The sequence below is a fragment of the Flavobacterium psychrotrophum genome (genome assembly GCF_003403075.1).
Lineage (GTDB): Bacteria > Bacteroidota > Bacteroidia > Flavobacteriales > Flavobacteriaceae > Flavobacterium > Flavobacterium psychrotrophum.
Genome location: NZ_CP031557.1, coordinates 2863389 through 2877119, shown reverse-complemented (window position 1 = coordinate 2877119; position 13731 = coordinate 2863389). Strand labels below are relative to the sequence as shown.

Here is a 13731-nt window from a genome sequence, read left to right as displayed (position 1 = left end):
CCAATATATACGAAGGATTGTATTATTTGGTTTTCTGCTTCTCAAAAAAAATCTGCGGCAATAATAAGTCTTGATAATACGTGTGAAATTAAATATTGTGTAGCATGTTATTTTGTTATATATTTTAATTTTGTAGATATAAATTAGCTCCTTTTTTTACGTTGTATTTCACTTTATGTTATTTTAGTGTTATTATTTTTAATAATTAAGAAAAGATTTGTTGTGTTTTTTATTCTTTACAGGTACAGTTGTCGAAATAATTTCAACCTGTTTACTGAAATTATAGATTTGTAATGCGAGGATTTTTGGCTGTAAACATTAAGTTTCTTCTTTTAAAAATTAACAAACCCTTAACACTTATTTTTATACATTTGATTTGTGAACAAAAATCACCGCTTTACTTATATTTATTATAATAATATGTTGCCCGCTAATACTTTACTGTTTGTAGGTTTTGCCGGGCTCACTATATTTTATCTCCTTTCTAAACCATGATACTTATTGTTGACGATCAGAGGGAAAATATAATGCCCCTCAAAAAAATTCTTGAGATACATGGTTTACAGGCAGACTCTGCTGAATCTGGAGAAGAAGCACTTATAAAAATCCTTAAAGTAAACTATTCACTTATTATACTCGATGTGCAAATGCCGGGTATGGATGGCTTTGAGGTTATGGAAATCATGGCCGGAAGCTCGCGTACAAAAGACATACCTGTTATTTTTTTATCGGCCATAAATAAGGAGAAAAAATATATATCGCGTGGTTATGAAACCGGAGCGGTAGACTACATTACAAAACCGGTAGATCCTGATTTTCTTATCTTAAAAGTAAAAACATTTTTAAAGCTCTATGAGCAAAAACAGGAGCTGAGAAGCATTCGCGATATACTTAGTAAAGAAGTAGAGATACGCAAAGAAGCACAGGATAACCTTGAGGCTAAAGTGGCTGAACGTACTGCTGAGCTTGTTGCTAAAAATGATGAGCTGGAAATGCGTAACCACGAGCTGCAACAATTTAGCTGGGTAGTATCGCACGATCTTAAAGAGCCGCTCAGGAAAATAGAGATGTTTAGCAAAATTATAAAAGAACGCTACATTAATTCTGAAGACGGGGTAAACTATGTAGACCGTACCATACGGTCTGCCGAAAGGATGTCAAGGCTCATTACAGATTTGCTTGATTATTCCAGGCTTTCCAGTAATGTAGCGCCCGAAATGTGTAATCTTAACAAGATTATTGCTGAGGTTACTACCGACTTTGATTATCTGATAGAAGAAAAAGATGCTACAGTAAAAGCGGGTAACCTTGCTACTATAAATGGTGTCTACACGCAGTTACGTCAACTTTTTCAAAACCTTATCGGAAATTCGCTTAAGTTTGCAAAAAATAGCGAACCGCCGGTTGTTGAAATAAATGGCGAATATGTAAACGAAAAAAGCTTTGACAGCGCTGCTGTTCAAGAGGGAACGTTTTACAGGATTACCGTAAAAGACAATGGAATAGGCTTTGATGAAAAATATCTTGACCGGATATTTATTATCTTTCAGAGCTTAAACGACAGGCAAAGTTATGAGGGCACCGGCATTGGCCTTGCAATTGCCAAAAAGATTATAGAAAAACATAACGGGATTATTACCGCCAAAAGCAGCCTTGAAAAAGGGGCCAGTTTTATAATGGTGTTTCCTGTATAAACGCATATAACCAGAAACAATACATGAACAGTAATTTCAAGAGGAATTTATTAGTCGGCTTTAGTGTATCCTTTGTGATACTTACTATAAGTTCGGTAGCCTCATTTTTAAGCATCAGGAAACTCCTTGACAGTAACCAGTGGGTAGACCATACCCAAAAGGTTATTTATAACCTTAACGGTGGCAGGGTAGTGCTTATTGAAGCCCAAACCAGTATGCGGGGGTATTTATTAACGGGTCAGGACGAGTATCTTACCCAGTATAAAGATTCTGAAGCTAAGGCAGATGCATTTTTTAACGAGGTAGATAATCTTACAGTCGATAACCCAAGGCAGCAAAAAAGCCTTAGCGAATTAAAGCCTATACGGTCAGCCTTTTTTAATTTTTTGGCAGACAGGATAGCGCTTAAAAAACAGGGCAGGACCGTTTTTGTAGAAGACCTTGACCGTGGCAGGGAGCTTATGGCACGTGTGCGCACACTCGTTAACCGTATGGAGAATGAGGAGCAAAGCCTTTTAACTACGCGTACAGAGGCCAGTAATAGCTATGCTGCGTATAGCATGGTACTGATTGTGTTTGCAGCTGTACTTTCATTGGTTATAAGCGGTTTTTATTTTAGTCGTATTATGCGCGATTTCAGGGAACGTGCTAAACTAAGTGAAGAGCTTAAACAAAAAGATATTGAAACGGCTGATCGTATTGAAGCTATAAGTGCTATAGCAACCCAGATTTCGGCAGGTAACTATGATATCCGTACAGATGATAAGCAAAATGATTCTTTGGGTACTGTTAGCGGATCATTGAACAATATGGCAAAAGCCCTGGGCAAATCATTTAAAAGCCTTTCTGAAAACGAATGGCACCAGGCAGGTCTTGCAGAACTTAACACCGTAATGATAGGTGAAAAATCTATCGAACAGCTTTGTAAGGACATTATCAACTATGTTGCTAACTATACCTCAAGTGATGCCGGCGCAATATATGTTAATGAAAACGACCTGCTGCATGTAATGGCAGGATACAGTTTTGTACCGGGAGAAGACAGGAGAACCGTAAAACTTGGCGACGGTATTTTAGGCCAGGCAGCCCTTTCAGGCGAGTTTATGCAGTTAAAAGGCATAGCGGCAGAAAATGTTATCGTATCCTATGCACTGGGAGAATTAAAACCTTCGCATGTAGTAGCCATTCCGCTTATAGATGTTAAGGTAGAAGGCGCTATGGGGCTTGTAAGCGTAAAGGGCTTTAATACAAGCGAAATAGAATTTTTAGAAGCCGTTGCTAAAAATATAGGCATAGCACTGCGTGCTGCCCAAAGCAGAAAACGCGTGCAGGAACTTCTTGAAGTAACACAGGCACAGGGTGAAGAGCTTCGTGCTCAGCACAGTGAACTGGAAGGCATGAACGCCGAACTTGAGGCACAGACCGAAAAACTACAGGCCAGTGAAGAAGAGCTTCGCGTGCAGCAGGAAGAACTGCAGCAAACCAATGAAGAACTTGCAGAGCGTAGTACCCTTCTTGAAGAACGTAACCTGGAGATACAGAAAAAATCTGAAGACCTTGAAATTACAACACGTTATAAGTCAGAATTCCTTGCTAATATGTCGCACGAGCTGCGTACTCCGTTAAACTCAATATTGCTGTTAAGCAGGCTGCTTTCTGAAAATAATGAGAAGAATATGAGTGGCGAACAGGTAGAGTTTGCCCGTGTTATACAAAGTTCGGGTAATGGGCTTTTAGGCCTTATTGACGAGATACTTGATTTGAGTAAAATTGAGGCCGGTAAAATGGATCTTGAGTTTGCCGATGTTGCCGTAAATGAAATTACCGATACCTTAAATGGCCTGTTTACACAGGTAGCGCGCGAAAAAGGTATTGAGTTTACAATAGATGCAAAAGATGCTCCACTTGTAATACGCACCGACAAGATGCGCCTGGAGCAAATACTGAAAAACCTGATATCGAATGCAGTTAAATTTACGTCTGAGGGTAGTGTAACCCTTGAAATAAAGAAAAACCCAATAAACGAAAAGATGGTTTCCTTTAATGTGAAAGATACCGGTATTGGTATTCCGCATGAAAAGCAGCCTCTTGTTTTTGAAGCGTTCCAGCAGGCAGATGGTTCTACTAAGCGCAAGTACGGCGGTACAGGCCTGGGGCTCTCTATAAGCCGCGAACTGGCTAAGCTTCTTAATGGCGAAATTGGCCTTAGGAGCGAGGTTAATAAGGGGAGTGAGTTTACCTTAACCATACCTGTAATAGGTGCACAAAGCGCGCAGCCGGTTACGGTTTCGGCATCATTCTTAAATACTAAGCCAGTTGTAGAAGATGTTGATGCAGAAGATGAAAATGAGAATGAAAAATACTATTTCAGGAGTGAGTCAATACCGGATGATGTGCCGGATGACCGCGATAGCCTAAAGCCCGAAGATAAGTCGATACTTATTGTAGAAGACGACGTTAACTTTGCCAAAACCCTTTTAGATTTTACCCGTAAGCGTGGTTATAAAGGTATTGTAAGTGTGCGTGGCGACCATGCACTTAACCTTGCCCTGGCATACAAGCCGGTTGGGGTGCTTCTGGATATTGAGCTGCCTATAAAAAGTGGCTGGGAAGTAATGGAAGAGCTTAAGGCAAATGCACATACCAAGCATATTCCGGTGCATATAATGTCATCGCATAAGCTTAAAAAAGAGAGCTTGCTTAAAGGCGCTGTAAACTTCTTAGATAAGCCGGTGGCCTATGAGCAAATACCGGAAGTATTTAAGCGCATAGAACACTTTATAAACCGCGAGTCTCAAAAGGTACTTATTATAGAAGATAACCCTAAGCATGCTAAAGCCCTGGCTTACTTTTTAGAAACCTACAACATTAACAGTGAGATAAAAAGCGAAATAGCTGAAGGGGTAGATACCCTTAAGCAAAGTGCCGTAGACTGTGTAATATTAGACATGGGCGTACCGGACAGGCAGGCGTATGAGCTACTTGAAAATGTAAAACAAAACCCGGGACTTGAAAACCTGCCCGTTATTGTATTTACTGGTAAGAGCCTTTCTATGAAAGAAGAGCTTAAGATTAAAAAGTATGCAGACAGTATTATTGTAAAAACAGCACACTCATATCAGCGTATGCTCGATGAGGTATCGCTATTCCTGCACCTTGTAGAAGAAAATAAGAAAGGCGATAAGCGCGATGTGGCAAAAAAACTGAGCCAGCTTAATAATATCCTTAACGGTAAGAAGGTATTGGTGGTAGATGATGATGTAAGGAACATTTATTCATTAACTAAGGCGCTTGAATCGCTTAAGATGAATGTTATTACCGCTATTGATGGCAAGGAGGCACTAACTGTTCTTAACCAGAACCCGGATACCGATGTGGTGCTACTGGATATGATGATGCCTAATATGGATGGTTATGAAACGGCTACCCGCATTCGCCAAAAGGCAGAATACCGCAACCTGCCGGTAATAGCTGTAACGGCAAAAGCCATGACGGGCGACCGCGAAAAATGTATTAACGCCGGTGCCAGCGATTATATAACAAAGCCGGTAGATATAGACCAGTTGTTATCGCTGCTAAGGGTTTGGCTATATGATAAACAATAATCGATAAGAAGAATACGAAGAAAGATGGACAAAAAAACAGTATTGATTATTGACGACGATCCCCGCAATATTTTTGCACTTAGCGCAGTTTTAAGAATAAAAGGCTTTAACTGCATTTCATGTACAGGGGCAGAAGAGGCACTGGAGTTATTAAAAGGCGATACTCATGTAGATATTATACTTATAGATATGATGATGCCCGGTATGGATGGTTATGAAGCCATACCGCTTATCAAATCGTTAAATAAGCGCAAAGGTGTACCTGTAATATCTGTAACGGCACAGGCTATGGTGGGCGACCGCGAAAAGTGCCTTGAAGCAGGTGCAGATGATTATATTGCAAAGCCTATTGATATGGATAAGCTGATGGAGGTGCTTAACGCGGTGTAATAAAAAGAATGCTATGATTGAAGACAGGCAGCTTGAACTGCTTATAAACGAAATTTATGATTACCATGGGTATGACTTTGGCGGATATTCGCGTGCATCATTTAAGCGCAGGGTAGACAGGTTATACCAAATGGATGGATTTGATAATTTTGCCCAGTTTCTTTCTAAGGTTCGATCTGACGAAGAGTATTTTAGACGCATGGTCGAAGAAATTACTGTAAATGTTACAGAGATGTTTCGCGATCCGTCTTTTTACAATGTGCTTCGTAATGAGATAATACCTATACTTGCTACCAAGCCCTTTATAAGAATATGGCATGCAGGCTGTGCCACAGGAGAGGAAGTATTTTCTATGGCTATACTTTTGCAGGAAGCTAACGTGCTGCATAAATCGCTTATATATGCTACTGATATTAACCCTGTTGTATTAAATTCGGCTAAAAAAGGAGTGTTCTCAATGCGCATGATGAAACAGTATAGCGAAAACTATCTGGAATCGGGCGGTAAAGAAGACTTTTCTAAATACTATATTGCTAATTACGGTTATGCAAAATTTAAGGATGAGCTATCTCAAAAAATGGTATTCTCAATCCATAATCTCGTAGCAGATCGTTCGTTTAATGAATTTGACCTTATACTTTGCCGTAATGTACTTATCTATTTTGATAAGGATTTGCAGGACAGGGTTCTCGGATTATTTGACGAAAGCCTTTCTACGCTTGGATACCTTGCCCTGGGGACCAAAGAAACCATAAAGTTTTCTGCCATGCAGCGAAAATATGAGCAGTTGAGGAAGGAAAAAATATGGAAGAAGATAAAATAAGAAATATTAGCTTACTTCTCATTGGCGGTTCGGCCGGTAGTCTCGAAGTACTTATTGCTGTACTGCCTCAACTTAAACCATTGCAAAACTGGGCAATGGTAATAGTATTGCACCGTAAAAGTACTGACGACAGCCTCCTGGAAAATCTTATAGCTATGAAAACCGTGATTCCGGTTAAAGAGATTGAAGATAAAACACCATTAGAAGCCGGTTTTATTTATGTTGTACCATCTGATTATCACCTGCTTTTTGAAAAGAACGGACTCTTGTCTCTTGATGTATCTGATAAGGTTAATTACAGCAGGCCAAGTATTGATGTAGTTTTTGAAAGTGCGGCCGATGTTTTTGGAAGCAGGGCAACAGCTGTATTACTTTCAGGTGCAAATGCCGATGGCACACAAGGGCTTTTAGCCATACAACAGATGGGAGGAACGGTGGTAATACAGGATCCTGATTCTGCCGAAATGCCGTATATGCCAAAATTTGCAATTAATAAAATGACTGCTAACCATCTTGTTGATGCAGATGGACTTGTGGCTTTTATCAATAATCTTGGTTTTTAAGCTTCAAAAAAGGATTTGTTTTTGTAACTGGAAAAAGATATTTTAGCGTAAAAATAGTCCACCTATGAACACTTATCATGAAAAGCTCAGTTTATTATCAGAGATGATTGCTTTTGCAAAAATTGATGGTCATGTGCATGAGAGAGAATATCGTTTTCTGTCGATAGTAGCTTCAGAATTGCGTGTAGAAAAAGATATTTTCGAAAACCTTTTTAAAGAACCTGCTGAGCATATAGTAATAAAATCAGAACACGAACGCATATTGCAGTTTTACAGGCTTGCATTGTTAATGCAGGCAGATGGTATTTTGCATAGTAATGAGCAGGTTGCTATTAGGGAATTAGGTATCAATATGGGGCTTAGCCCTTTTGCCATGAAAAGTGTGTTAGACGAAATGAAGCGCTCTGCCACCGGGCTTATAGATCCTGAATTTTTGTTGGCAATTTTCAGGGCTCAGCAGAACTAAAATAACATGACTAAAAAGGAATGTATATCGCTCTGCTTATGTTTAGACTTCTAATTAATGGCTATTGAACAGGATTAAGAAATTGGTTAATAAATAGCTAATTCAGATATAAAGCAGTAGCTAAAACCAAATATATAAAAACAAAAAAGCCGTCTTAGTTAGTACTCAGACGGCTTCTTTTTTAGATTATTTCAGCACTCAGGCCGGCTTCCAGTAAAGAACTGCATTGCGGTTCTAAATCGTTAAGTTCGCCTGTTTTTACGGTGCATTTGCCTTTGTAATGTACCAGCAATGCACATTGTTCTGCCTGCTCAGCGGTATGGCTGCACACCCTTATCAGGGTATTTATTACATGGTCAAAAGTGTTTACATCATCATTAAACAATACAATTTCACTGTTAGCAGCTACGGCTTCTTCAACCAGTACTTCTTCTAATACTTTAGTGCTCATTTTCAAATATTTAAAATGCTAATTTACGTATTTTAGAGAAACCCAGTTGTTTTTCTGGTGCTTTTTTACAAACGTAAGTCCCTTAGCGGTACATGATTCGTCTATAAAAGGGATGTCTTCTTCATAAAAACCACTAAGGAGTAAAATGCCGTCTTTATTAAGGCAGTCTACATATTGCTGCATATCATTAAGAAGAATATTGCGGTTAATGTTTGCAATAATCACATCATAGCTTTTACCTTCAAGCAATGCAGCATCACCTTCATAAACAGTTATGTGCTTACAGTTATTGCGTTCTGCATTTTCTATAGAGTTCAGGTAACACCAGTTATCAATATCAATGCCATCAATGGGCTCAGCGCCTTTCATTTCGGCAAGTATGGCAAGTATGGCAGTACCACACCCCATGTCAAGCGTTTTTTTACCAACAAGATCAGTTTCCAGTAAATGCAGCGCCATCATAAAGGTGGTTTCGTGATGGCCTGTGCCAAAACTCATCTTAGGTTCTATAACAATATCATACTGTACCTCTTTATATTCATGAAACGGAGCACGTATACGACAGTCATCACTAACCTCTATAGGCTCAAAATTCTTTTCCCACTCTTCGTTCCAGTTTATCTGTGCAATATCTTCAACAGTATAGGTAATTTTAAACTCAGGCGACTGTAATATATAGATGTCATTCAGTACATCCTCTGTCCAGTATTGTTTCTGTATGTAAGCGCTCAGGCCTGTTTCGGTTTCCTCAAAGCTTTCAAAAGGGGTTTCGCCCAGCTCGGCCATCAGTATTTCTGCCGCAGGGTCTTTTGGTTCAATTGTAAAATGGTAACCTATATATGCTAATTCAGCCATTTGGAAAAAAATTTTGGCAAAGGTAGTATTAATGTATCAATTTTTTAATTTTCTAATGTAGCAATTACAATACTGAACCGAATTGATACATTAACCCATTAGTACATCGTTACATTCAATAATTGTTACATTAAATTCATTGATACATTGTTACATTAAGTACCTTTGTGGCTTATAATGATTTTTGAATGATCGAGATAGGAAAATTTAATACCCTTACCATAGCCCGGGGTACCAGTGTAGGGCTTTACCTTACCGATGGCACTACCGATGTGTTGTTGCCAAACAAGTATGTTCCTGAAGCATGGAATGAAGGTGACGAATTTACCGCGTTTATATACCTGGACCAGGAGGAGCGCCCGGTGGCTACTACTTTAGAGCCACTTATAAAGCTAAACGATTTTGCACTGCTTCGTGTAAGTTATATCAATAACTATGGAGCGTTCTTAAACTGGGGGCTTGAAAAAGATTTGTTTGTGCCCTTTAGGGAGCAGGCCAGGCCTATGGAGCAGGGCAAACGCTACCTGGTGCACATGCACCTTGACGAAAAGAGTAACCGCCTTGTGGGTAGCAGTAAGCTAAACCAGTTCCTGAAAAATGAAGACCTTGACGTAACCGAAGGGGAAGAGGTAGACCTTATTGTATCGCATTTTACAGATCTTGGTATTAACGTAATTATCAATAGTAAGTATAAAGGATTGCTGTACCAAAGCGATGTATACGAAGACCTTCGCCTGGGCGAGCGCATTGTGGGATACATAAAAACCATACGTCCTGATAACAAGATAGATGTTAGCCTGCAAAAAGGTGGGGTAGAAGGCATAGAGCCAAATGCAGAAAAAGTGTTGGATGAACTGCGTGCCAGCCGTGGTTTCCTTCGTCTTACAGATGACAGCCACCCCGAAGATATAAAGACGGTACTGAAGATGAGTAAGAAATCGTTTAAAAAAGCAATTGGTACATTATATAAGCAAAGACTTATCGAAATTAAAGAAGACGGTATTTATCTGGTACAATCCTGATAGGACAACGTTTTTAAAATAAACAAACTTTACCGATATTTGCTTTTTAAACACGAAACGAGAAGATGATGAATAAGAATACAGTACTTGGCTGGGCCACATTGCTTATGGTTATTATGGGAGCAATACTGGTAGGCATGGGTGCATTTAAATATGAAGAGGTAGCCGGATGGGGCTTCGGTACTGTGGGTATCGGCTTTTTTGCAATAGCATGGGTATTTAACGCGCTTAAAGGAAGGGTTTAAAAATTGTTTGTTGTTTAGGGTTTGTGGTTTATAGTTAGGTGGAATGGCAAAAATTGAACGATTTGAAGAATTACAAGTCTGGATTTTAGCCAGAGAAATTTGCCAATATATTACATTCCTTATAGAAACGACATCCTTAAAAACTAATTATTCTCTAAAAGACCAAATAGTTCGAAGTTCTGGAAGCATAATGGATAACATTGCAGAAGGCTTTGAAAGAAATGGTACGAGAGAGTTTATTCAATTCCTTAGCATTGCTAAAGGTTCCTGTGGAGAAGTGAAATCTCAATCCTACCGTGCATTTGATAAAAAGTTAATTACAGAAGAACAGCATGTTAAGCTTAATAACATGGCTGAACTTGAGAAGAATAAGTTAGGGTCTTTTATAAATTATCTTAGAAATACAGAAATAAAAGGTATTAAGTTTAAGAAAGACTGAGCAAATATTAGACAGATTTAAATGGGTTGAAGTTTAAGCAACTGAGTGAGAACAATAAACCAAAAACAATAAACCAAAAACATAACATGAGCGACGATAAGAAAGTAATATTTTCAATGTCCCGCGTCTCTAAGACGTATCAGGGGCACAAAAACCCGTGCTTAAGGATATATACCTTAGCTTTTTTTACGGGGCAAAAATAGGTATCCTGGGTCTTAATGGTTCGGGTAAATCATCACTATTAAAAATTATTGCAGGGGTAGACAAGAGCTACCAGGGCGATGTGGTATTTTCTCCCGGCTATACAGTAGGTTACCTGGAGCAGGAGCCACTGCTTGACGAAAACAAAACCGTTATTGAGGTAGTACGCGAGGGCGTAGCCGAAACGGTTGCATTACTTGAAGAGTTCAACAAAATAAACGATAGCTTTGGCGACCCTGAGGTATACGAAGATGCCGATAAGATGGACAAGCTAATGGAGCGTCAGGCACTATTACAGGATAAGATCGATGCCAGTGGCGCGTGGGAACTGGATACCAAACTAGAAATAGCTATGGATGCCCTGCGTACACCAGAGCCTGATACCCCTATAAAAGTACTTTCGGGTGGTGAGAAAAGACGTGTGGCGCTATGCCGCCTGCTGCTTCAACAACCTGATGTATTATTATTGGATGAGCCTACCAACCACCTTGACGCCGAAAGTGTACTGTGGCTGGAGCAACACTTATCGCAATATGCAGGTACGGTTATCGCCGTAACACACGACCGTTATTTCCTTGATAACGTAGCGGGCTGGATTCTTGAGCTTGACCGTGGCGAAGGTATTCCATGGAAGGGTAACTACTCTTCCTGGCTTGACCAAAAGGCAAAACGTCTGGAGCAGGAAGAGAAAACAGCATCTAAACGCCGCAAAACGTTAGAGCGCGAGCTTGACTGGGTGCGTCAGGGAGCAAAAGGCCGCCAGACTAAGCAAAAAGCGCGTCTGCAAAACTATGACCGACTACTGAACGAAGACCAGAAAGAACTGGACGAGAAACTGGAAATATATATCCCGAACGGACCTAGGCTGGGTACAAATGTTATCGAAGCCAAGGGCGTTGCTAAAGGTTTTGGCGACAGGCTATTGTATGACAACCTTAACTTTACGCTGCCACAGGCGGGTATTGTAGGTATCATTGGGCCAAACGGTGCGGGTAAAACTACCATTTTCCGTATGATAATGGGTGAGCAGGAACCGGATAACGGCGAATTTGTTGTGGGTGAAACCGTGAAGATTGCTTATGTAGACCAGAGTCACTCTAACATTGACCCTGATAAGTCGATATGGGAGAACTTCGCCGATGGGCAGGAACTTATTATGATGGGTGGCAGGCAGGTTAACAGCCGTGCTTACCTGAGCCGCTTTAACTTTGGTGGTAGCGACCAGAACAAAAAAGTAAACACACTATCAGGTGGTGAGCGCAACAGGCTGCACCTTGCCATGACGCTTAAGGAAGAGGGTAACGTACTCCTGCTGGATGAGCCTACCAACGACCTTGATATCAACACGCTTCGTGCACTTGAAGAGGGCTTGGAAAACTTTGCAGGCTGCGCCGTGGTTATTAGCCACGACCGCTGGTTCCTGGACAGGGTGTGTACGCACATACTGGCGTTTGAAAACAACTCGGAAATTTACTTCTTTGAAGGTAGCTTCTCTGAATATGAGGAGAACCGTAGAAAACGCCTTGGTGGCGATTTAACGCCTAAGCGTGTTAAGTACAGGAAGCTTATTAGATAGTTTGTAAGTCTTAAGGCATTAGGGATAAGGCAAAAGGCGTAAGCTTGACTGCGATGCTTTCTTCACGTGTTGTCATTCTGAACGGAGGAACGAAGTGAAGAATCTCTAATTAAGTTGAGATGTTTCCTATCGTCAGCATGACAAACCGTACCAATATAAAGAACCCCACTCGTGAGAGCGGGGTTCTGTGTTTTTATACCTGACAGGTTTTTTAAAAACCTGTCAGGTGTTCATAAGTGTTGTAAGTTAAATTATTTATACCTACAAGGTCTTTGAGACCTTACAGGAATAGTAGCCGACAACCTGCAAGGTTTTCAGAACCTTGTAAATTACCAAACTGCGCTGCGCTTGCAATGACAGGCATTATTAGGAATGCTTTCTTCACGGACCGTCTTTGCGAGGAGGAACGACGAAGCAATCTGTTATTTACATACCATAATACTGCTTTATAATTTCAACTAAAACTCCACCAGCTGCTCCAATACCTATATTCCAACTTCCATCAATAGCCTTATTAAGCATTTTTCCAATCCATTTATTAACGACAGGTCCCATTGACGTTTCTGAAATAGGTTCTTCTTGGTCAATAATTTCAACTAATTCGGAAATATCTCCATCGCTTACTCCATTATCCTTCAATGCACTTATCAAATCAGTTTTGTTTGATTTATTAATTTTGTTGATATTTTTAATATTAGCTTTTTCTCCAGTATTAAGCACATTTCCATCACCTTGAATAATCGTATTATTCACAATAGATTTTATTTCCTCGCTTTTCATTTTTAAATCTCTTATCTCGGTTATATTATCAAACTGCTTGTCAATTTCAAGCATGAAATCTAAGAGTTTATCTCGCACGTTAGATAAGATTTCAACTATTATAGTAGTCGAAGCTATTTTATTCACATTAAGAAGTTGAAAATAAGGATTTCCGTTATTCTGTATATTTGACTCTAAAAAAGCAACAATTGTTGGATTTAAAGGGAAACCTATTTTTGGGTTATTTTTAGAAATCAAACTTTCTAAAGATTTTATACTGTCGGAAAAATCATGAAGTAATAATTTTTTTTCTAAGTCATTCTCTAATCCATCGGTTGGAATATCGGCATTTTTAAAAAGATTGTTTCCCTGAATATAATCCCCTTTCAAATATGCATGTTTTGCTTTTCTGTATTGAGGTAAATCTCTATTGTCACTATAGCCTGTTAACTCCTTACTTGCCCAATTCAATAACTCAATACTTTGTATCCTATTAGCTAAAACTTTTGTTTTTAAAAGAGCAGAGTTTAATGATTTACTATCATCTATAAGGTCATTTATAATTTGACTTACTAATTCCATCTTTGATTAATTGGTTTTCCAAATCTAACAAAAATCTCCCACAAAAAAAATACGGCCCTA

The 13731-nt window shown here is 39.5% G+C and carries 12 protein-coding genes and 1 pseudogene; 10 read left to right on the top strand and 3 right to left on the bottom strand.

Annotated features, from left to right (window positions below; all coding sequences use genetic code 11):
- The first annotated feature begins 491 nt into the window (after positions 1-491).
- The 6 genes from DYH63_RS12440 (at position 492) to DYH63_RS12415 (ending at position 7541) form a co-directional block, all read left to right on the top strand.
- Positions 492-1694: a hybrid sensor histidine kinase/response regulator gene (locus DYH63_RS12440; protein ID WP_116789114.1), complete on the top strand. Its 1203-nt coding sequence runs from the start codon at positions 492-494 to the stop codon at positions 1692-1694.
- 23 nt (positions 1695-1717) lie between these two features.
- Complete coding sequence (locus DYH63_RS12435; protein WP_116789113.1) at positions 1718-5299, top strand: response regulator; 3582 nt, start codon at positions 1718-1720, stop codon at positions 5297-5299.
- Between the two features lie 24 nt (positions 5300-5323).
- Positions 5324-5689: a response regulator gene (locus tag DYH63_RS12430; protein ID WP_116789112.1), complete on the top strand. Its 366-nt coding sequence runs from the start codon at positions 5324-5326 to the stop codon at positions 5687-5689.
- 13 nt (positions 5690-5702) lie between these two features.
- Positions 5703-6512, top strand: coding sequence for a CheR family methyltransferase (locus tag DYH63_RS12425; RefSeq protein ID WP_116789111.1), 810 nt, complete (start codon positions 5703-5705; stop codon positions 6510-6512).
- Positions 6494-7075, top strand: a complete 582-nt coding sequence (locus DYH63_RS12420; protein WP_116789110.1) for a chemotaxis protein CheB — start codon at positions 6494-6496, stop codon at positions 7073-7075. The genes DYH63_RS12425 and DYH63_RS12420 overlap by 19 nt, the downstream gene beginning before the upstream one ends.
- A gap of 64 nt (positions 7076-7139) precedes the next feature.
- The gene (locus DYH63_RS12415; RefSeq protein ID WP_116789109.1) at positions 7140-7541 is read left to right on the top strand and encodes an excinuclease ABC subunit B; all 402 of its coding nucleotides are present in this window, start codon (positions 7140-7142) and stop codon (positions 7539-7541) included.
- 181 nt (positions 7542-7722) lie between these two features.
- Here DYH63_RS12415 and DYH63_RS12410 read toward each other — a convergent pair whose 3' ends face one another.
- Both DYH63_RS12410 and prmA read right to left on the bottom strand, forming a co-directional pair.
- Positions 7723-7992, bottom strand: a complete 270-nt coding sequence (locus DYH63_RS12410) for an ATP-dependent Clp protease adaptor ClpS (RefSeq protein ID WP_116789108.1) — start codon at positions 7990-7992, stop codon at positions 7723-7725.
- An 18-nt stretch (positions 7993-8010) separates the two neighbouring features.
- Complete coding sequence (gene prmA / locus DYH63_RS12405) at positions 8011-8847, bottom strand: 50S ribosomal protein L11 methyltransferase (protein WP_116789107.1); 837 nt, start codon at positions 8845-8847, stop codon at positions 8011-8013.
- A 188-nt stretch (positions 8848-9035) separates the two neighbouring features.
- Between prmA and DYH63_RS12400 the strand changes: the two genes are divergently transcribed.
- The 4 genes and pseudogenes from DYH63_RS12400 to ettA all read left to right on the top strand — a co-directional run bounded on the left by DYH63_RS12400 (position 9036) and on the right by ettA (position 12330).
- Positions 9036-9869 (top strand): CvfB family protein, encoded by an 834-nt coding sequence (locus DYH63_RS12400; RefSeq protein ID WP_116789106.1) that lies wholly within the window; start codon positions 9036-9038, stop codon positions 9867-9869.
- Positions 9870-9937: 68 nt separating this feature from the next.
- On the top strand, positions 9938-10114 hold the full coding sequence (locus DYH63_RS21320) for a CAL67264 family membrane protein (RefSeq protein WP_240409114.1): 177 nt from the start codon (positions 9938-9940) through the stop codon (positions 10112-10114).
- Positions 10115-10157: 43 nt separating this feature from the next.
- On the top strand, positions 10158-10553 hold the full coding sequence (locus tag DYH63_RS12395; protein ID WP_116789105.1) for a four helix bundle protein: 396 nt from the start codon (positions 10158-10160) through the stop codon (positions 10551-10553).
- Between the two features lie 86 nt (positions 10554-10639).
- Positions 10640-12330: pseudogene (gene ettA / locus DYH63_RS12390) on the top strand (energy-dependent translational throttle protein EttA).
- A gap of 426 nt (positions 12331-12756) precedes the next feature.
- Here ettA and DYH63_RS12385 read toward each other — a convergent pair.
- Positions 12757-13671 (bottom strand): AbiTii domain-containing protein, encoded by a 915-nt coding sequence (locus DYH63_RS12385; protein ID WP_116789103.1) that lies wholly within the window; start codon positions 13669-13671, stop codon positions 12757-12759.
- Positions 13672-13731: the final 60 nt, after the last annotated feature.